Consider the following 18,581-nt stretch of genomic DNA (forward strand, 5'->3'; position numbering starts at 1 on the left):
TCTGCCAAGCGGTTGAGGGAAAGGATGCGGATCGTCTTCATGGGAACCCCCGAATTTGCCGTGCCGGTGCTCGACGCGCTGGTGGTGGCAGGCCACAGCATCGTGGCAGCGTACAGCCAGCCCCCGCGGCGTGCGGGACGCGGCAAAGCGCTCACCCCCTCTCCTGTCCACGCCCGCGCCGAGGGGCTGGGTATCGAGGTGCGCACGCCGCTGACATTGCGCGACCCAGAGACGCAGGCCGCATTTTCCGCTCTGGAAGCAGATGCGGCAGTGGTCGCGGCCTATGGGCTGATCCTGCCGCGGCCGGTGCTCGACGCGCCGCGGCTCGGCTGTCTCAACGTCCATGCCTCGCTGCTGCCGCGCTGGCGAGGGGCAGCGCCGATCCAACGCGCGATCCTGACTGGGGACGCGGAGACCGGCGTGGGGATCATGCAGATGGGAGCAGGGCTCGACACCGGACCGGTGCGGATGGAGGGGCGCACGCCGATCGACGGCAAGACTGCGGGCGAACTGACCGCCGAGCTGAGCGCGATGGGTTCGCGGCTGATGGTCCAGGTGCTCGGTGATCCCGACGCTTATCCGCCGGTGCCGCAACCCGAGGAAGGCGTCACCTATGCGCCCAAGATCGACAAGGCCGAGGCGCGGCTCGATTTCACTCGGAGCGCAGTAGAGGTCGAGCGGCAGGTGCGTGCGTTCAATCCGGCACCGGGGGCGTTCTTCGAATTCGGTGGAGAGCGGATACGCGTGCATTCTGCCGAAGTCGTGGGCGGCTCCGGTGCTCCGGGCTTGGTATTGGATGGCGCACTGACGATCGCCTGCAATGAACGCGCGATCCACCCCCTGCTCGTCCAGCGCGCGGGGCGCGACGTCATGACGGCGGACGAGCTGCTGCGCGGCTTCGCGATCCCCGCAGGAACACAGCTTTGACGCGCTTCGCTCTCACCGTGGAATATGACGGCCGGCCCTTCATGGGCTGGCAGCGGCAAGATCATGGCCCGAGCGTTCAGCAGGCGATCGAGGAAGCGGCCTTCGCAGTCACCGGCGAGACGGTAGTGGTCCATGCCGCGGGGCGGACCGATGCGGGCGTCCATGCCACCGGCATGCGCGCGCATGTCGAGATCAAGCACGAGATCACGCCCTTCCGGCTGATGGAAGCGCTCAACGCGCGGCTGCGCCCCAATCCAGTGGCGATTCTCGATTGCGTGCCGGTGTCCGGCGACTGGCACGCCCGCTTCTCGTGCATCGCCCGGCACTATGAGTATCGTATCGTCAACCGGCGCGCGCCGCTCACGTGGGAGAAGGGGCTCGCATGGCAGATCGCGGTGCCGCTCGACGAAGCCGCGATGCAGGCCGGCGCCGAACTGCTGGTGGGCAAGCACGACTTCACCACCTTCCGTTCCGCCCATTGCCAATCGGAAAGCCCGATAAAGACGCTCGACCGGCTGGACGTGGTTCGCATCGGCGAGCGCGTGCTGGTGCGCGCCTCCGCACGCTCGTTCCTCCACCATCAGGTGCGCTCGATGGTCGGCTGCCTCGCAATGGTCGGGCGCGGGCAATGGTCGCCGGCGGATATCGGCTCGGCGCTCGAAGCCCGCGATCGCGCGGCGCTGGGGCTCAATGCACCGTCGGACGGGCTGTTTTTCCTGCGCGCGGATTATCCCTGACGGGTGAAGCGCGCGGCCAGCTCGATATGCGTCGACCAGCGGAACTGGCCCACCGGCTGGATCCAATCGAGCCCATAACCGCCCTTGCATAGTATCTCAGCATCCCGCGCGAACGTGCTGGGATTACAAGATACAAAGGCAATTACCGGAACCTGAGAGCCCGCCAGCTCGCTGACCTGCTCGCGCGCGCCGGCACGCGGCGGATCGAGCACCACCGCAGCGAAGTTGCCCAGATCGGCGCGTGAGACGGGGCGGCGGAACAGGTCCCTGTGATCGGCGAACACCGCGCGCTGAGCCAGCCCCGCAGCAGCCTTGAGCGACAGGAGCGAGTCGCGCGCGGCTTCGGCGGCATAGACACGGGCATGGGGTAGCGCGAAGGTGAAGGTGCCGAGCCCGGCGAACAGGTCCGCCACCGTGGAGACATTGCCCACGATCTCCCGCACCGCCGCGACCAGCGCGGCTTCGCCTTCGGGAGTCGCCTGGAGGAAGTTGGCCGGCGGAAACGGCACGGGTACGCCGCCGAGCGTGACGGTGACCGGCTCGGGTTCCCAGCGCGCCGTGGGCCCCAGCCCTTCGTCGAGCGCGAAGCGCGCGAGCTTGTGGCGGTGGGCGAAGGCGCTGATCGCCTCGGCGGCGGCGAGGCCTTCTGCCTCCATCCCGTCGATCAGCACGTCCGGCCCCTGATCGGTCATGACGAGATGGACGTTCACCCGGCGCGATCCCGGGAGCAGCGCCGCTAGCAGGCCTCGGAGCGGCGCGACGAGCGCGAACAGTTCGGGCGCGAGAATCCAGCATTCCTGCAGGTCGATCAGCCGATGGCTGCTCTGCTCGGTGAAGCCAAGATGGACCTGTCGTCCCCGCCGCTCGGCATGAAGCGTCGCGCGACGCCGCGTGTTGGGAGGCGACAGGGTCGGCTCGCGGATATCCGCTTTCAGCCCCTGTGCCGCGAGCGCGCCCGCGATGCGATCGACGATGAAGCGACTCCAGGCCCGATCATCGAGGTGCTGGAGCTGACAGCCGCCGCATTCGGGGAAATGCCGGCACGGCGGCTGCTGATGGTGCGGCCCGGGAACGACGCTGCCGTCGGCGCGCACCGTATCTCCTGGTGCTGCCAGCGGGACATGGCGCCCATCGTCAGTCACGCCATCGCCGCGCGCGGCGACGCGGAGGACTTGGGCTTCGTTCACAGACATTCGGCAAGTGCTTCCGGGATTTGATCGATGAGCTGATCGGCGATGAATGCCGGGCCGGCGAGCTGCGCAGCGCGGCCATGGAGCCAGGCGGCCGCCTCGGCAGGCGCACGTCCCTTTCCGCCCTGCGCGACCTGCGCCGCCAGCAGGCCCGCGAGCACATCACCGGTGCCGGCGGTCGAGAGCCAGGGCGATGCACCTGCCAGCACTCGCACCTCCCCCTCGGGCGTTGCGATGACGGTGTCGGCGCCCTTGTGGACGATCGTCGCGCGCGCCGCGGCTGCCGCAGCAAGCGTGCGCTCGATCTTGCTCCCCTCGCCCGCGAACATCCGGTCGAACTCGCCCGAATGCGGCGTCAACCATGTCGGTGCGCTGCGCGTCGAAAGCAGGCGTGGCGCGTCTTCGCCGAGCAGCGTGAGCGCGTCGCCGTCGAGGACCAGCGGCTTGGAAGCGGCCAAAGCGGCGCGAAGGAAGGTCTCGGCGCGGCGGTCGCGGCCCAGGCCCGGACCGAGCACGACTGCATCGACCCGGTCCCAGCCGAGGAACTCCGCCAGGTCCTCGCCGCTCTGCACCTCGCGGCGGACCAGTGCGTCGGGTCCGCTGCTCCACGGCCGCGCGACTGCGAGCACGACATAGCCCGCCCCGCCCGCCATCGCTGCGCGCGCCGAAAGCCGGGCCGCCCCCGGCATCGCGCCCTCGACCACGGCGACCAGGCCGCGGCTGTATTTGTGGCTCTGGACGCCCGGCCGCGCGAGCAGGGGCCGTGCCACGGTACGCCAGCGGGTCTGGACCGGGACGCCGATGTCCGCGAGCAGCAGACGACCGCACTTTTCCAATCCCGCACCCAGCAGATGGCCCGGCTTGAGCGCGCCGAGCGCCAGCGTGGCATCGATCCCGCGGGGCGCGCCCAGATCCTCGCCCGTGTCGGTCGCAATTCCCGACGGCAGGTCGATCGCGAGCGTGAACTCGGCGCCCGCGCGGAGCTCGGCGAACACGGCCACCAGCCCCCGCTCGAGCGGGCGCGTCATGCCGGTCCCGAACAGCCCGTCGACGAGCACGGGCCGCGGCCGCGCGGCATAGAGCGACGTCGTCGGCCCGTCCCACATCTCCGCCATCCGCGCCGCCGCGCCCGGCTTGGGCTCGCCGGCCGCGACGAGAGCGACGTCATGGCCCATCGCCTTGAGCAGCCGCGCAGTGACATAGGCGTCACCGCCGTTGTTGCCCGGGCCGGCGAGCAGCAGGATCGGACGGCGGAGCGCGAAGCGTGCGACCTCGCGCGCCACGGCCGCCCCTGCCCGCTCCATCAGCGCGTCCTGCGCCATGCCGGTGCGGAACACGGCCTGCTCGGCCACAACCATCTGGGCGGCAGTGACGATCGGGGCTCCTGAGGGCGTCATCGCGCCGGCCCCTGCCAGTTTCCGGCGGCGGCGGGAAGGCCGCACCCGATATCCTGCGACCTCGCGCTAGATGTCCGCGTAGACATGGTGTTCGGCGCTGGCTCCCGGATGGGTGACCGCGCCCTGATAGGCGGGTCCCACGTTCCGGGAATAGCGCCAGAGCGCGCCCGACTGATAGTCGTTGACGCGCGGCTGCCATTTGGCGCGGCGCTCGGCGAGCATGTCTTCGGCCACGGCGAGGTCGATCGTCCCCGCCTCGGCATCGATGCGGATGATGTCGCCGTCCTCAACGAGGGCGATCGGGCCGCCTTCGGCCGCTTCGGGGCCGACATGGCCGATGCAGAAACCACGCGTGGCGCCCGAGAAGCGTCCATCGGTGATCAGCGCCACCTTCTCGCCCATTCCGAGGCCATAGAGCGCAGCAGTGGTGGAAAGCATCTCGCGCATGCCCGGGCCGCCCTTGGGCCCTTCGTAGCGGATGATCACGACCTCGCCTTCGCGGATCTTGCGGTCTTCGACTGCCTGGAACGCATCCTCCTCGCAATCGAAGCAGCGCGCGGGCCCCTCGAACTGGAGGCGGTGCATGCCCGCAACCTTCACGATCGCGCCATTGGGCGCCAGGCTGCCGCGCAGCCCGACCACGCCGCCCGTGGGGGTGATCGGCGTTTTGACGTCGTAGATGACCTTCTGGTTCGGATTCCAGGTCACTTCGTCGATGTTCTCACCCAGCGTCTTGCCGGTGACGGTGATGCAGTTCCCGTCGAGCAGATCGTTGGTGAGCATCGTCTTCATCAGCATGTAGACGCCGCCGGCCTCGTACATGTCCTTGGCGACGTACTTACCGCCTGGTTTCAGGTCGGCAATGTAAGGCGTTGATTTAAATACTTCGGCCACGTCGAACAGGTCGAACTCGATCCCAGCTTCGCTCGCCATCGCGGGCAAATGGAGCGCGGCGTTGGTCGATCCGCCCGTCGCCGCCACCACGCGGGCTGCGTTGACGAACGCCTCGCGGGTGCAGATGTCACGCGGGCGCAAATTGCGCTCGAGCAGGTCCATCACCTGATAGCCTGCCGCCACTGCGATCTGCTCGCGGCTGGTGTAGGGGGCCGGCACCATGTTCGAATTGGGGAGCGACAGGCCGATCGCCTCGCCCACGCAGGCCATGGTGTTGGCGGTATATTGGCCGCCGCATGCGCCGTGCCCGGGGCACGCGACCTTCTCGAGCGCATGGACCTCGGAGAGCGGGCAGGCACCGGCGGCATATTTGCCCACCACTTCGAACACATCGACCACGGTGACGTCGCGGTCGTGGAAGCGGCCCGGCAGGATCGACCCGCCATAGACGAAGATCGACGGGATATTGAGGCGGAGCATCGCCATCATCATGCCCGGCAGCGACTTGTCGCAACCCGCGAAGCCGACCAGCGCGTCGTAGCAATGGCCGCGGACCGAGAGCTCGACCGAGTCCGCGATGACCTCGCGGCTGACCAGCGAGGACTTCATCCCCTGGTGCCCCATCGCGATCCCGTCGGTGACTGTGATCGTATTGAAGCGGCGCGGCATGCCGCCGTTCTGGATCACGCCCTTACGCGCGGCATCGGCCTGGGCGTCGAGCGTCGTGTTGCACGGGGCACTGTCGTTGCCGGCGCTGGCGAGCGCGACGAAGGGCTTGGCGATATCCTCCTCGGGGATGCCCATCGCATAATAATAGCTGCGATGGGGCGCGCGCTCGGGACCGACGGAGACGTGGCGGCTGGGAAGCTTGGATTTATCGAAGCGATTGGTCATGGCGCGACAGGCCATTGCGCAGATCAGCCCGGCTGCGCAAGACTATTGCGCAAAAATTCTGCCATTTCGGCGAGCACGTCTGTCCAGCGAGCCACGCCTTCCGCGTCGCGGATCAGATCGTTGCGGACCTCGATCGCGATCGAAGGGATGCCGTTGCCCTCGGCGTGGCGGTTGAGCGTCGCATTGAGCAGCCGGCCCGAATAGGGCTCGTTGTCACCGGTCACAAACCCCTGCGCCCGCAGGAATTCGATCGCGAGCCGGGCGGCGCGTGCGTCGCGGTTGTAGAGCACGCCCACCTGCCACGGCCGATCGGTGCCGCCATGTTCGAGTCGCGGGGTGAAGCTGTGGATAGAGAGGATCAGCCGCGGCCGCGGCCGCTGGCGCCCTATCCTTTGGGCGATCAGCCGATGATAGGGCGCATGGAAGCGCGCGATCCGCGCGGCGCGGTCGACCTGATCGTTGCCCGGAATCAGATGCCCGTCGCTGCGATGCGGGATCAGCCCGACATGATCGGACTCGCGGTGCAGATCGATCACCAGTCGCGAGACCGTCGCGAGGATCGCAGGCACGCCCAGCCGGGCGGCGAGTTGCCGCGTCAGCGGCTCGGCACCGATGTCGACGCCGATGTGGAGATCGAGCAGCTCGGGGGCGATCCCAAGATTTATATCGGGCGGCACCGCATTCGAGGCGTGATCGCAAAGGAGTAGGATATCCTGCTGTTCTCCTTCGATTATCTCTGCTGGAGCACTCATCGATATTCCGGCTTTCGGCGTTCGCGAAAGGCGCGGAGGCCCTCGGCAAACTCGGCACCCCCAAAGGCGTTGTCGAATGCAGCGTCGAGGCCCTGCTCCCCGGCAAGCGCACGCTTGAGCAGCCGCACCGCGTTTGGGGCATTGGACGCGATGGTGGCCGCGAGCGCATCCGCGGCAGCGCCGGCTTCACGCGCGCGCAGCTCGGCAAGGCCCACGCGCTTCGCCTCTTCGGCATTCAGCCGGTCACCGGTGAACAGCATCACCGAAGCCATGCCCCGTCCCACGAGTGCGGACAGCCGTGCGACGTCCTGCTCGGGGTAGCCAAGCCCCAGGCGCGCCGGCGTCGTGGCAAATTCGGCGCGGTCACCGGCGATGCGAAAGTCCGCGGCGAGCGCCAGCGCCACCGCCGCGCCGAAGCAGCCGCCGTCGATCGCGGCGATCACTGGCATCGGCAGCGCTGCGACCGCCTCGATCGCCCCGCGCATGGCAGCGCGGAAGCGGGGACGTAGGTCGGGATCGGTCCGAAGCTGCTCGAACGCGTGCACATCCGCCCCGGCCGAGAAGATGCCGGGCACGTCCGATCTGAGGATCACGACCCGCGCATCCGCCACGCTGCGCACAGCTTCGGCCAGCGCTTCCCAGGCCTCGGTAGCCATCGCGTTTCGGACCTCTGGGCGGTCGAGCGCGATCGAGGTGATGGCTCCATGGGTACGGACGCGGATCATGCCGCTGCCCTGCCCGAACGATCCGGTCGTGTCACGCCAGGCTGGTCTGCGCGCACCACCAGCCTGGCGCCATGGCGTCAGCCGCTTCCGCACGCGCCTCGATGCTGTCGAACAGCGCGAAGCAGGTCGCGCCCGAGCCCGACATGCGCGCGAGCAGCACGCCGCGTTGGCGCGCCAGCGCTTCGAGCACTTCGCCGATAACCGGGGCGATCCCCCGCGCAGGCGTCTCAAGGTCGTTGCGCCCGGAGCGCGCCACTTCGAGTAACGGCCCCTCCCCGATCGCGCCGCGGTCTATCCCGTCCCAGCGCGCGAACACCTGCGCCGTGGGGACGCCCACGCCTGGATTCACCAGCAATGCAGGCGCGCCCGGCATCCCCTCGATCGGGACGAGCTGTTCGCCCCTCCCGCGCCCGACCGCAGTCTTGCCGAGCAGGCACGCCGGGACGTCCGATCCCAGCGCCTCGGCGATTGCGAACAGGCGCGGGTCCTGCGGGTCTACCTCCTGCAATCGAGCGAGCGCGCGCAGCGTGGCTGCGGCGTCGGCAGAACCGCCACCGATCCCCGACGCCACGGGCAGATATTTTTCGAGTTCGATGAACCATGGCCCGCCGCCAAAGGCTTCACCGAAGCGGCGCGCGGCGCGCAGCACCAGATTGTCGCCCTCCGCCGCCAGCGCACCCGCGAAGGGCCCGCTCAAGGCGAGCTTCATCTCGTCCGCCGGCGCCACGCGCACCAGGTCGCCATGGTCGACGAAGGCGAACAGCGTCTCGATCTCATGATAGCCGTCGGGCCGGCGGGAACGAACATGGAGGACCAGGTTGATCTTGGCGCGGGCGGGTTCAACGATCACGGCGCAATCTTCGGCGCCAGCCCGCCGGCGAGCTTGGTCTGCAGCCGGTTGGCTGCCTCGGTATCGGCATGGAGCGCGGCGGCCCGCCAGGCGTAGCGCGCTTCATAATGCCGGCCGAGCCGCCAATAAACGTCGCCGAGATGTTCGTTGACGCGCGTCCCGCCCGGATCACCCTTCACTGCGCGTTCGAGCAGCGGCAGCGCGAGCGTCGTATCGCCGCGCTGGAAATAGGCCCAGGCGAGCGATGCGGCGATCTCGGAATCCTCAGGGTCGAGCTGCGCGGCGCGCTCGAGCAGTGCCGCTGCGCCAGCCGGATTCTCGCCGTGCGCAACCTGCGCATTGCCGAGATAGGTGAGCGCTTCGGGCTGCTCCGGCCCGAGCGCAACTGCGCGGCGGAGCGCTGCCAGCGCCTCGTCCCACTGGCCCGCCTTGTCGAGCGCCCGACCGCGAAGATAGTGGAGCTCCCAGCCGCCATCTCCTCCGGTACGCGCGAGCGCGGCAGCATAGGCCTGTGCCGCGCCCGCCTGGTCGCCCGTCTCGGCGAGGAGGTCGCCATAGGTCCGCGCATCGGCCGCGGTCGCACCGCGCGCCTCGGCCAGCGTTCTCGCCCGCTCGAGCGCTTCGGGAAGGCGTCCGGCGCGTTCCAGCGCAGCCACTTCCCCGACCGCGGCGCCGCTTGCGTAGGGGCTGTCAGGTTGCACTTCGGAGAGCATTGAGAGCGCCAGTGCGTCCGCGCCGTCGAGCGAAAGCGCCTCCGCAAGATAGAGCCGGGCGCGGTCATCGTTGGGATCGAGCAGCAGCGCCGCGCGCGTCAGCACCACCGAAAGCTCCGCCATGTCCTCGCCCGCTATCTCGACCGCCAGATCGAGCAAAATCCGAGAAACTCCGAAAGCCGCGCTGGGCTTGGGGCCTTTGCCGATCCGTTTGCGCAGCCGGTCGTAGCTGCTCCCGCTGGCATCGAGCAACCGGCGAGCCATTCGGCGCTCGCCCGTGCGCGCAAGGAGCTGCGCGGCGTCTATGCGCAGATCGGGATCCTCGCCGGTCGCGAGCAGCGACGAAAGCACGACCATCGCTTCGTCCGGACGCCGCTGAGCGATGAGCAGCAAGGCGCGGTGCCGCGTCGTGTAACGCCGGGCGAGCGTGTTCGACGGCCCAGCATCGAGCAGCGCGACTGCGTCCTCGCCACGATCGAACGCGAGCCAGGCGCGCATCGCCGGAGCGAGGAAGTCGAACGCTCCACGATTCAGCCGGTCGATCGCCTTGGCGGCACCGGCTGGATCGTCGGACTTGAGCGCGATGGCCAGGGCGAGCAGCGCGGTGTCGGGAGGCGCCGAGCCGGCCCGGACCAGCACCGCCGCGGCGCGCGAGGCGAGCACATAATCGCCCACCGCGAGCCCCTGCCGATAGGCACGCCGGGCAATGACAGGATCGTTCGGCGCCGCCGCCAGTGCACGCGCATAGCCTGCCGCGGCGATCCCCGACGCCCCTTCGGCATCGGCGGCGCGCGCACGGACATAGATCGCGGGATCATCGACCGGCTGGCCCCTCGACTGAGCCGCTGCTGGAAGCGCCGCGCCGAGTGCGAGCGCCAGGCTACATGTTCGGATAATTGGGGCCGCCCCCGCCTTCGGGAACCACCCAGTTGATGTTCTGCGTGGGGTCCTTGATGTCGCAGGTCTTGCAGTGCACGCAATTCTGCGCGTTGATCTGGAACCGCAGATCATCGCCTTCCCCTACGACCTCATACACACCCGCCGGACAGTAGCGCTGCGCCGGCTCGGCGTACACCGGGAGATTATAACCGATGGGGATGTCCGGATCCTTGAGCGTAAGGTGGATCGGCTGATCCTCCTCGTGATTGGTGTTCGAGATGAACACCGACGAGAGCCGGTCGAAGGTGAGCACGCCGTCCGGCTTGGGATAGTCGATCGGCCGGGCGGCGCTCGCGTGCCACAGGCTCTCGTGATCGGGATGGTGCTTCATCGTGAACGGCCAGCGCAACCCGATCAGTTCCATCCACATCGCTGCGCCCGACAGGAGCGTGCCCCAGGTGTCGCCGAACTTCTTGACGAGCGGCACGACGTTGCGGACGCCCCGCAGCTCCTTCTCCACCCAGCTCGTCCTGTAGGCTTCGGGATAGGCAGCGAGTTCATCGCTAGTGCGGCCAGCGGCGATCGCAGCGAACGCCGCTTCGGCCCCCATCATGCCGGACTTCATCGCTGTGTGCGTGCCCTTGATCCGCGGCACGTTGAGGAATCCGGCGGTGTCGCCGATCAGCGCCGCGCCCGGCATCACCAGCTTGGGCACTGACTGCCAGCCGCCGTCGCTGATCGCACGCGCGCCATAGGAGACGCGCTTGCCGCCTTCCAGCATCTCCGCGATCGCCGGATGAGTTTTCCAGCGCTGCATCTCGTGAAAGGGCGAGAGATACGGGTTCTTGTAGTTGAGCCAAACCACGAAACCGAGCGCGACCTGCCCGTCGGCCTGATGGTAGAGAAAGCCGCCGCCATTGGATTCGCCTTCCTTGAGCGGCCAGCCCTGGGTGTGGATCACCTTGCCCGGGACGTGCTTCGCCGGATCGATATCCCACAGCTCCTTGATGCCGATGCCATAGACCTGCGGCTGCACGTCACGGCACAGATCGAACTCGCGCTGGAGCTGCTTCGAGAGGTGCCCGCGCACCCCCTCGGCAAAGAAGGTGTATTTGGCGTGGAGCTCGAGCCCCGGCTGATAGTCGGGCTTGTGGGTGCCGTCGCGGGCAACGCCCATGTCGCCGGTCGCGACGCCTTTCACGCTGCCGTCGTCATTGTAGAGTATCTCGGCCGCGGCGAAGCCGGGAAAGATCTCTACGCCCAGCTCCTGTGCCTTGTCCGCCAGCCAGCGGCAGAGATTGCCGAGCGAGCCCGTATAGGTGCCCTTGTTGTGCAGATAAGGCGGCGTCAGGAATTCGGGGAAGCTCGACTTGCCCTTCTCGCTCAGCACCCAATGGTGGTTCTCGGTCACCGGAGTGCGCGCGAGCGGGCAGCCGTCATCGCGCCAGTTGGGCAGAAGCTCGTTGAGTGCGCGCGGATCGATCACCGCACCCGACAGAATGTGTGCGCCGACTTCGGAGCCTTTCTCGAGAATGCAGACCGAAAGCTCCTGCCCTGCCTCCCCTGCAAGCTGCTTGAGCCGGATCGCCGCGGCGAGCCCCGAAGGCCCCGCGCCGACGATCACGACGTCATAAGGCATAGACTCTCGTTCGCTCATCCTCTTAATCCCTTGCGAGTCTCTCTGGCGGACGTAGCGTCGCGCCCGTCGTCGCGTATCGGCAACGTCCTGTCCAACTGTCGATGAAGGCAGATTGACCGCGCCGTCAACTAGGATTCAAAGATCGGGTATGGGGGCGGAAACGGCTCAGGATTGGCAAAAGGCGGCGGCAAGCACGCTGGAATGGTGGTGCGACGCGGGTGTCGACGTGCTCGTGGAGGATGCGCCGCGCGACTGGTTGGCGCGGCCGGCCCCCCGGGCCCAGGCTTCCGCCGAGCAGAGCCCCTCCCCCCCTCCCCCGATCGCGGCCGAGGCGCTGCCCGACACGATCGAGGCATTCATCGAATGGCGCGTGAGCGATGCCGCGCCGGAGGCCGACTGGATGTCGCCGCGGGTTCGGCCGAGCGGTCCGGCTGATGCCGAGTGGACGGTGCTGATCGACATGCCGGAGGCCGAGGACAGCGACGTGCTGATGAGTGGCCCCGCGGGGCGGCTGCTCGATCGGATGCTTCTCGCCGTCGGGCTCAGCCGCCCGATGGTATATCTCGCTTCGCTAGCGGTGGCGCGGCCAGTCACCGGCCAGATCGCCGCCGAGCAGATGCCGCGCCTCATCGAGCTGGCGCAGCATCACCTGGCACTGGTGCGGCCGCGAAGGCTTTTGCTGCTCGGACAAGCGGCGAGCCGTGCCATTCCCGAGACGGACGGCACATTCACCGGCGACTTGCCCGTCGTGGTTAACCAATTTGGCCCAGATTGCACGGTAGTAGCTACGCGTCACCCGCGCTTCCTGCTGGAACATCCCGGCGCGAAACGCGAAGCGTGGAGGCACCTGCTGCTGTTGCATCGGGGGGGAACCGAGTGAGGATGCGCGTCTTTCTTGCCGCGGCGCTGATCATGTTACCAGCCGCGGCCAATGCCAAAGACGATGGCGCCGCGTCGGCCGCGGCGACCCCAGGTGCGCGTGCGACAGTCGCTGCTCCGGTTCGCGAAGGCGACGGCATCCCCGATCAGCTCGATGCCGATCAGCGCGCCGGATATCGCGCCGTGTTCGCCGCGATCCGTGCCGAGCGCTGGATCGACGCGCAGATTCAGCTCGACTCGATGAAGCCGGGCCCGCTCCACACGATTGCCCGCGCGGAGCTCTATACGGCGAAGAACTCTCCCCGCGTGGAAGGCGAACCGCTGATCGCGCTGCTGGCCGAGGCTCCCGAGCTTCCCCAGGCCGAGCAGCTGGTACGCCTCGCCAAGATGCGCGGCACGCTCGACACGCCTCCGCTCCCTCAGGCGCAGCGGCTGATCTGGTTCGATGCCGCTCCGGTACGCCAGCGCGCGCGCTCTATCCGTAGCGACACCGCCGCGACCGAAGTCGCGCTCGCGATCCACCCGTATGTCAAAGCGGACGACGGGGTGCAGGCCGAAGCCGTGGTTGAGAAGTTCGCGCCCGCTCTCACGCCCGAAGCGCTGACCGAATGGCAGCAGAAGGTCGCCTGGGTCTATTATATCGCCGGTGACGACGCCAACGCGCGCCGCGTGGCCGCCAAGGCGCAGGCGGGAATGGGCGACTGGGTCGGCCAGGCCGACTGGGTGCAGGGGCTCGCCGCCTGGCGTCAGCACGATTGCGACGCCGCAGCAGCCGCGTTCGACCGCGTCTCGACCCGGGCGGCGGACACCGAGCTGCGTTCGGCCGGCTTGTTCTGGGCTTCACGCGCCGACATGACCTGCGCGCGGCCCGAGAAGGTGAGCGTCAAGCTTCGCGCCGCCGCGCAATATGGCGAGACCTATTACGGCCTGCTCGCCCGCGCGGTGCTCGGCATCGAAGACAAACCTCTGGTCAGCGAACGTGTCGTCGCCGACGATTGGCGGACGCTGGAGCGGCGCCCGAACGTCCGCGTTGCCGCGGCACTTGCCGAAATCGGCGAGGATCGCCTCGCGAGCGATGTGCTGCGCCATCAGGCCAGATTCTGCACGCCCGACGAGCATGCCGCGCTCACTCGGCTCGCAGGCCGGCTCAATCTTGCCGCGGCGCAGCTCTGGCTGTCACATAACGGCCCGGCCGGCGCGCGTCCGCTCGTCCAGGCGCGCTATCCCGCGCCCAACTGGACCCCTGCGGGCGGCTGGCGCGTCGACAAGGCACTGGTCTTTGCCCACACGCTCCAGGAATCGCGCTTCAATGCGGAGATCCGCAGCGCGGCCGGCGCGATGGGGCTGATGCAGGTCAAGCAGGGCGCCGCGATCGACGTCGGCCGCCGTCACGGCGTGGCCTATGCCGCGGGTGACCTGACCAAGCCTTCGGTCAACATGGAGATCGGCCAGTCCTATCTGGAGCAACTTCGCGACCAGCCCTTCACGGGCGGGCTGCTGCCAAAGGTGATCGCCGCTTACAACGCCGGCCCGACGCCGGTGGCGGCGTGGAACGGCCTCACCCGCGACAATGGCGATCCCCTGCTCTACATCGAAAGCATCCCCTATTGGGAAACCCGCGGCTATGTGATGACCGTGCTGCGCAACTATTGGATGTACGAGCAGCAGGAAGGCCGCAAATCGGTGAGCCGCGCCGCTCTGGCGCAGGGCCTGTGGCCGCGCTTCCCCGGCCTTCCCGGCGCCCCGGCAGTGAAAGTCGGTGGCTATAAGGCTTCCGAGTCGACCCAGGTCGCCGGTGCCCATTGACCAGAGCGTCGCGTTCCGGCCTGTCCGGATCGCCGTTCTCACCATCTCCGACACGCGCACTTTCGCCGACGACAGGTCGGGCGATCGTCTGGTCGAACGACTGAGCGGCGCGGGACACGATCTCGCCGCTCGCGCGATCGTTCGCGATGACGCCGAGCTGATCGTCGCGCAGCTGAAAACCTGGATCGACGACCCGCAAGTCGATGTCGTCCTGACCGCCGGCGGCACCGGCGTCACCGGACGCGACGTGACGCCCGAGGCGCTCGCGCGCGTATGGGACAAGGAAATCCCGGGCTTCGGCGAGCTGTTCCGCTGGCTGAGCTACCAGACGATCGGCACCTCCACGATCCAGTCGCGCGCTACAGCGGGCGTGGCAGGCGGCACCTATATCTTCGCGCTGCCGGGTTCGACGGGCGCCGTCACCGATGCTTGGGACGGCATCCTCCGCGACCAGCTCGACATCCGTCACAAGCCCTGCAACTTCGTCGAGCTGATGCCGCGGCTCCGGGAACGCTAGCTCTCCTTCTTGGGGAGCTTGCCGTCTTCCTCGTCGAGGAACTTGGAAACCTCGCCGCTCATCACCGACCACCAGTCGATCGTGTCGGCAAAGTTCGCATAGGTCGTCTTCCCCAGCGTAGTGACGTCCATATAGGTCGCGAAATCGCCGTCCTTGTCGATCGCGGCCTTGATGAAGCGCTTCTCTGCGTTCCAGCGATTGACCAGTTCAACCGAATACCAGGGCTCTTTCTTGTACCAGGCGAAGAACTGCGCCGAGGTGCACACATCCTTCTCGCAGCCGTAGAATTCGATCGTGAAGCTGGAACCGTTCGCGGCGCTGAGGATGAAAGGATCGCCGTCATCGTTCTTCTTGATCTCGGCCTTGTATCCCTCCTCCAGAAGTACCTTCGCGACACCCTCGGGCGTCGAGATGTCCACGATCCGCTCCTGAGCAGCCGCAGGATCAATCAACAGCAACGCCGCACCCGCGGCCGACATCAGAAATCGCATCATCCCTCCCGTTCTCACAACGCTGCCCATACCACGCCTACTAGCATGGATCAGGTCCACGGCAACCTATATCTGTTCTTGATATGTTCTAGTTTCAGAGCTAGATTGCGGCAATGCCGAAGACTCGCCCCACGCGCGGCGCCACGATCAATCGAGAGAGCCTGCGCTTCAATCTTGTCGAGCGCGAAGCCGACGGCGATTGGCTGGACGGGCGCGAAGCCATTGACGGCGAGCAGCCGCCGCTACGCACGACGGTTACGGTCGAGAAGCCCAAGACGATCCTCACCCGCAACAGCTCGCCGGACATCGCGTTCGACCAGTCGGTAAATCCGTATCGCGGCTGCGAGCATGGCTGCATCTATTGCTTCGCGCGGCCGACCCACGCCTATCACGATCTGTCGCCCGGTCTCGACTTCGAGACCCGGCTGTTCGCCAAGCCGGACGCGCCGGCGCTGCTGCGGGAGGCGCTGGCGAAGCGCGGCTATTTGTGTAAGCCGATCGCCTTCGGAACCAACACCGATCCCTATCAGCCAATCGAGGCCAAATGGCGCATCACGCGCGGCTGCATCGAACTGCTCGCCGAATGCGATCATCCGGTCACCATCACCACCAAATCGGACCGGGTGACGCGCGACATCGATCTGCTCGCGCCGATGGCCGCGAAGGGGCTTGCCGCGGTGATGGTCTCGATCACTTCGCTCGATTCCCGGATCGCAATGACCGTCGAGCCGCGCGCCCCGCACCCGGAGCGGCGTTTGATGGCAGTACGCAAACTTAATGAGGCTGGCGTGCCGGTGTTCGTCTCGCTGGCGCCGGTCATTCCGCAGATCACCGATCACGAGCTCGAGCATATTCTGGAGCGTGCGGCGGAGGCGGGCGCGCGTGGTGCCTTCTTCCTGCCGGTACGTTTGCCGCACGAAGTCGCGCCGCTGTTCCGGGCATGGCTCGAGGCGCACTTCCCCGATCGCGCAGGCAAGGTGATGACGACGATCCAGTCGATCCGCGGGGGACGCGACAACGATCCCAATTTCCACACGCGGATGCGCGGCCAGGGGGCCTGGGCCGAGCTGCTCCGCACGCGATTCCAAATCGCTGCACGCCGCTATGGGCTCAATGGCGAACGGCTGCGGCTGCGGACCGATCTGTTCCACCCGCCGGCAGGGCCGCAGGGCGAGCTTTTCTGAGCTAGCGGCACATCGTGTCGAGCGACGGCAGCGCGGACCACGGGGGAGCGGCGAGCCCCCTTACCGCAAGCGCATCGTCAAGGCTCTGCGGCTGCAGGGTCATCGCGGGATTCACATCGGCGCGATAATGCGGATCGCGTTCCGCCTCCGCGACGCTCACAAAGCGGAAGCCCTTGCGCTTGTACAAGTCGAGGAGCTGCGGGAGCATGCGCGCGTCGAACGCGCCCAGATGCATCAGCAACACATAGGGAATATCGCGTCCGTAGAGCGCATGCGCCATCGCACGCGAACGATCGGCATTGACCGCAGCGCCTGCGAGCCACGCCTTCTCCATTTCGGCGATTGCCGCACGATCGCCTTTGACCGAGCAGCGGGCATAGGCGTCGTTATAGGCCCAGTCGCTGAAATCCATCGTCACGGACGCGACCTTATAGTCCTTGTCCGCCAGCAGCTGGCGTATGCGGGTGCGGCGTTGAGGGTCCTTGCCTTCCGATAGAAAGGGGTAGCGGAACCAGCGCCAGTCCGCGTTTCCCATCTTTCCAGCCAGCAGGGGCTCGTTCCGGGCGAGCTCCTCGGCGAACTGGGCGTCGGTCAGGTTATCGAGATTGGCGTGGCTCCAGCCGTGATTGCCGAGCGGCAGCCCCGCCGAGCGCCAACGATCGAGCAGCGCCGCCAGCCTCGGGTCCGCGTCTACCTGCGCTCCGTTGATGAAGCCCATCGCAGGGGCGCTGGATGTCTTGAGTGCTACGATGATCTGCTCGGCGACTTCCATCCGGGTCAAACCCGGCGGCAGCGCGGCGTGCGCGGGCAGATCGTCGAAGGTGATCGCTATTGCCGGGAGCGGCGGTGGTCCCTTCCCCTTGTCCCTGGACTTGGGAGAAAGCAGCGACAGCGGCACCGCATCGGCCATATGCTGATAGCCTGCGATCGAAGGATGAAGCCCATCGCCCGAATCGAGATCCGCACGGAGCCGCAGAGGATCGGCGGCATCGCGCAGTGCCACATCAAAATCTATCACCGCGTCGAAATTGCCGGGCGCGCGAATCCAGGCGTTGACCGCCTCCCGGTCCGCTTCGTTGGCAGCGTCGGGATGGTAATAGCCCGAGCCACCATAGGGCATGATCGTACCGCCGATCACCTTGATGCCGTGCGCGCGGGCGCGGGCGGCGATCTGGCGAAGGGCCCCGATCATCTCCTGCACCAATGCGCGATGCTGCCCGGGCGTAGCCGGCGCCTCGCGGGTGAGCGTCCCGAGATCGTTCACGCCGGCAATTACGATCAGGTGCGTGACTCCGGGCGCGGCGAGCACGTCACGGTCGAAACGCGCGAGTATGTTCGGCCCGATCCCGTCGAGCCGGAGGCGATTGCCCCCGATGCCCGCATTGAGCACACCGATCTTTCGAGTGGCGGGATCGCCCTGCATGCGCCGAAAGAGTGCGTCGCCCCAGCGGAGATAGGTGTCGGGCTGGACGCCATAGCCGTCGGTGATCGAATCGCCGAGCAATGCGACCGCCGAAGCGCCGGGCGCATCGACCTCCACACCGGCGATGACGAACCAGCGCGTCACAGTCTTTGCGCCTGCAAGCTCGGCCGCCGCCACCTTGTTGCCGTGGACCAGGAAGCTCGTCCCGCGCGCGCCGGGATGGCCGGTCTGGCGGTCGGGCGCCTGCGGAAGATGGATCGTGATCGCCAGATCGGCGCCGGCCTCCACAGGCAAGGGCACCGGGTCCGACCAATATTCGGCGCCCGCCGGTATTACCGCGCTCGGCTGACCACCGAAGCTGAGCGGCTGCAGCGTGGCAGCATCGATACGCGAGGTGCCGACGCTGCCTACGCGGGCCACGGTCGCAGCGCCGATCGCAAGGGGAACGTTGCCGAAGGCGTTGGACAGCCGGATACGGACCTGCTTGCCGGCGAGAGTCACGCGAACGATCTGGCGTAGTGTCGCGTCGGTCAGTTCCTCGGGCGGCAGCGCGTTATCGCCGGTGACGAGGATCTGCGAAGTCGTCCAGCCGGCAACCCAATGCGGCCGCTGCTGCGCCTGTGCCGGAACCGCTAGCCCGATGCACAGCAACACCGCTGCGACGAACGCGCTCACCCTCCCCAT

The 18,581-nt window shown here is 67.6% G+C and carries 16 protein-coding genes; 6 read left to right on the forward strand and 10 right to left on the reverse strand.

Annotation, left to right across the window (positions count from 1 at the left end; all coding sequences use genetic code 11):
• The first annotated feature begins 24 nt into the window (after positions 1 to 24).
• Both fmt and truA read left to right on the forward strand, forming a co-directional pair.
• Complete coding sequence (fmt, locus tag ACMGDH_RS08705) at positions 25 to 927, forward strand: methionyl-tRNA formyltransferase (RefSeq protein WP_436827554.1); 903 nt, start codon at positions 25 to 27, stop codon at positions 925 to 927.
• Positions 924 to 1,664 carry a tRNA pseudouridine(38-40) synthase TruA gene (gene truA, locus ACMGDH_RS08710; protein WP_436827555.1) on the forward strand — a complete coding sequence of 247 codons (741 nt, stop codon included), beginning with the start codon at positions 924 to 926 and terminating at the stop codon, positions 1,662 to 1,664. Before fmt ends, truA begins: the two co-directional genes overlap by 4 nt.
• Here truA and ACMGDH_RS08715 read toward each other — a convergent pair.
• The 8 genes from ACMGDH_RS08715 to ACMGDH_RS08750 all read right to left on the reverse strand — a co-directional run bounded on the left by ACMGDH_RS08715 (position 1,655) and on the right by ACMGDH_RS08750 (position 11,615).
• On the reverse strand, positions 1,655 to 2,857 hold the full coding sequence (locus ACMGDH_RS08715; RefSeq protein ID WP_436827556.1) for a class I SAM-dependent RNA methyltransferase: 1,203 nt from the start codon (positions 2,855 to 2,857) through the stop codon (positions 1,655 to 1,657). The genes truA and ACMGDH_RS08715 overlap by 10 nt on opposite strands.
• On the reverse strand, positions 2,848 to 4,251 hold the full coding sequence (locus tag ACMGDH_RS08720) for an NAD(P)H-hydrate dehydratase (protein WP_436827557.1): 1,404 nt from the start codon (positions 4,249 to 4,251) through the stop codon (positions 2,848 to 2,850). Before ACMGDH_RS08720 ends, ACMGDH_RS08715 begins: the two co-directional genes overlap by 10 nt.
• Before the next feature lie 66 nt (positions 4,252 to 4,317).
• The gene (gene ilvD, locus ACMGDH_RS08725; RefSeq protein WP_436827558.1) at positions 4,318 to 6,039 is read right to left on the reverse strand and encodes a dihydroxy-acid dehydratase; all 1,722 of its coding nucleotides are present in this window, start codon (positions 6,037 to 6,039) and stop codon (positions 4,318 to 4,320) included.
• A gap of 23 nt (positions 6,040 to 6,062) precedes the next feature.
• Positions 6,063 to 6,791: an N-formylglutamate amidohydrolase gene (locus ACMGDH_RS08730; protein WP_436827559.1), complete on the reverse strand. Its 729-nt coding sequence runs from the start codon at positions 6,789 to 6,791 to the stop codon at positions 6,063 to 6,065.
• Positions 6,788 to 7,516, reverse strand: a complete 729-nt coding sequence (locus ACMGDH_RS08735; protein WP_436827560.1) for an enoyl-CoA hydratase/isomerase family protein — start codon at positions 7,514 to 7,516, stop codon at positions 6,788 to 6,790. Before ACMGDH_RS08735 ends, ACMGDH_RS08730 begins: the two co-directional genes overlap by 4 nt.
• 31 nt (positions 7,517 to 7,547) lie before the next feature.
• Positions 7,548 to 8,366, reverse strand: coding sequence for a 4-(cytidine 5'-diphospho)-2-C-methyl-D-erythritol kinase (locus tag ACMGDH_RS08740; RefSeq protein ID WP_436827561.1), 819 nt, complete (start codon positions 8,364 to 8,366; stop codon positions 7,548 to 7,550).
• Complete coding sequence (locus ACMGDH_RS08745) at positions 8,363 to 9,754, reverse strand: tetratricopeptide repeat protein (protein WP_436827562.1); 1,392 nt, start codon at positions 9,752 to 9,754, stop codon at positions 8,363 to 8,365. Before ACMGDH_RS08745 ends, ACMGDH_RS08740 begins: the two co-directional genes overlap by 4 nt.
• Before the next feature lie 205 nt (positions 9,755 to 9,959).
• The gene (locus tag ACMGDH_RS08750) at positions 9,960 to 11,615 is read right to left on the reverse strand and encodes an electron transfer flavoprotein-ubiquinone oxidoreductase (RefSeq protein WP_436827563.1); all 1,656 of its coding nucleotides are present in this window, start codon (positions 11,613 to 11,615) and stop codon (positions 9,960 to 9,962) included.
• Between the two features lie 130 nt (positions 11,616 to 11,745).
• On the opposite strand from ACMGDH_RS08750, the gene ACMGDH_RS08755 reads away from it, so the two are divergent.
• The 3 genes from ACMGDH_RS08755 to moaB are packed head-to-tail and all read left to right on the forward strand — an operon-like array spanning position 11,746 to position 14,799.
• The gene (locus ACMGDH_RS08755) at positions 11,746 to 12,477 is read left to right on the forward strand and encodes a uracil-DNA glycosylase family protein (RefSeq protein WP_436827564.1); all 732 of its coding nucleotides are present in this window, start codon (positions 11,746 to 11,748) and stop codon (positions 12,475 to 12,477) included.
• A gap of 2 nt (positions 12,478 to 12,479) precedes the next feature.
• Positions 12,480 to 14,282: a lytic transglycosylase domain-containing protein gene (locus tag ACMGDH_RS08760; RefSeq protein WP_436827565.1), complete on the forward strand. Its 1,803-nt coding sequence runs from the start codon at positions 12,480 to 12,482 to the stop codon at positions 14,280 to 14,282.
• Positions 14,272 to 14,799: a molybdenum cofactor biosynthesis protein B gene (moaB, locus tag ACMGDH_RS08765; RefSeq protein WP_436827566.1), complete on the forward strand. Its 528-nt coding sequence runs from the start codon at positions 14,272 to 14,274 to the stop codon at positions 14,797 to 14,799. Before ACMGDH_RS08760 ends, moaB begins: the two co-directional genes overlap by 11 nt.
• On the opposite strand, the gene ACMGDH_RS08770 is transcribed toward moaB, so the two are convergent.
• On the reverse strand, positions 14,796 to 15,290 hold the full coding sequence (locus ACMGDH_RS08770) for a YbjN domain-containing protein (protein WP_436827567.1): 495 nt from the start codon (positions 15,288 to 15,290) through the stop codon (positions 14,796 to 14,798). The two genes, moaB and ACMGDH_RS08770, sit on opposite strands and share 4 nt — an antisense overlap.
• A gap of 113 nt (positions 15,291 to 15,403) precedes the next feature.
• On the opposite strand from ACMGDH_RS08770, the gene ACMGDH_RS08775 reads away from it, so the two are divergent.
• A complete protein-coding gene (locus tag ACMGDH_RS08775) occupies positions 15,404 to 16,474 on the forward strand; it encodes a PA0069 family radical SAM protein (RefSeq protein WP_436827568.1) in 1,071 nt (356 codons plus the stop codon).
• Between the two features lies 1 nt (position 16,475).
• Here ACMGDH_RS08775 and ACMGDH_RS08780 read toward each other — a convergent pair whose 3' ends face one another.
• Positions 16,476 to 18,572 (reverse strand): GDSL-type esterase/lipase family protein, encoded by a 2,097-nt coding sequence (locus tag ACMGDH_RS08780; RefSeq protein WP_436827569.1) that lies wholly within the window; start codon positions 18,570 to 18,572, stop codon positions 16,476 to 16,478.
• Positions 18,573 to 18,581 lie beyond the last annotated feature (9 nt).

Origin of the sequence: Sphingomonas radicis, from assembly GCF_051400635.1 — a bacterium.
Taxonomy (GTDB): Bacteria; Pseudomonadota; Alphaproteobacteria; order Sphingomonadales; family Sphingomonadaceae; genus Sphingomonas.

Excerpts from the sequence above, each read along its gene's own strand:
- fmt (WP_436827554.1), top strand. The coding sequence starts at position 25 with ATGCGGATCGTCTTCATGGGAACCCCCGAATTTGCCGTGCCGGTGCTC.
- ACMGDH_RS08715 (WP_436827556.1), bottom strand. The coding sequence starts at position 2,857 with ATGTCTGTGAACGAAGCCCAAGTCCTCCGCGTCGCCGCGCGCGGCGAT.
- ACMGDH_RS08720 (WP_436827557.1), bottom strand. The coding sequence starts at position 4,251 with ATGACGCCCTCAGGAGCCCCGATCGTCACTGCCGCCCAGATGGTTGTG.
- ilvD (WP_436827558.1), bottom strand. The coding sequence starts at position 6,039 with ATGACCAATCGCTTCGATAAATCCAAGCTTCCCAGCCGCCACGTCTCC.
- ACMGDH_RS08730 (WP_436827559.1), bottom strand. The coding sequence starts at position 6,791 with ATGAGTGCTCCAGCAGAGATAATCGAAGGAGAACAGCAGGATATCCTA.
- ACMGDH_RS08735 (WP_436827560.1), bottom strand. The coding sequence starts at position 7,516 with ATGATCCGCGTCCGTACCCATGGAGCCATCACCTCGATCGCGCTCGAC.
- ACMGDH_RS08750 (WP_436827563.1), bottom strand. The coding sequence starts at position 11,615 with ATGAGCGAACGAGAGTCTATGCCTTATGACGTCGTGATCGTCGGCGCG.
- ACMGDH_RS08755 (WP_436827564.1), top strand. The coding sequence starts at position 11,746 with ATGGGGGCGGAAACGGCTCAGGATTGGCAAAAGGCGGCGGCAAGCACG.
- ACMGDH_RS08760 (WP_436827565.1), top strand. The coding sequence starts at position 12,480 with ATGCGCGTCTTTCTTGCCGCGGCGCTGATCATGTTACCAGCCGCGGCC.
- ACMGDH_RS08770 (WP_436827567.1), bottom strand. The coding sequence starts at position 15,290 with ATGCGATTTCTGATGTCGGCCGCGGGTGCGGCGTTGCTGTTGATTGAT.
- ACMGDH_RS08775 (WP_436827568.1), top strand. The coding sequence starts at position 15,404 with ATGCCGAAGACTCGCCCCACGCGCGGCGCCACGATCAATCGAGAGAGC.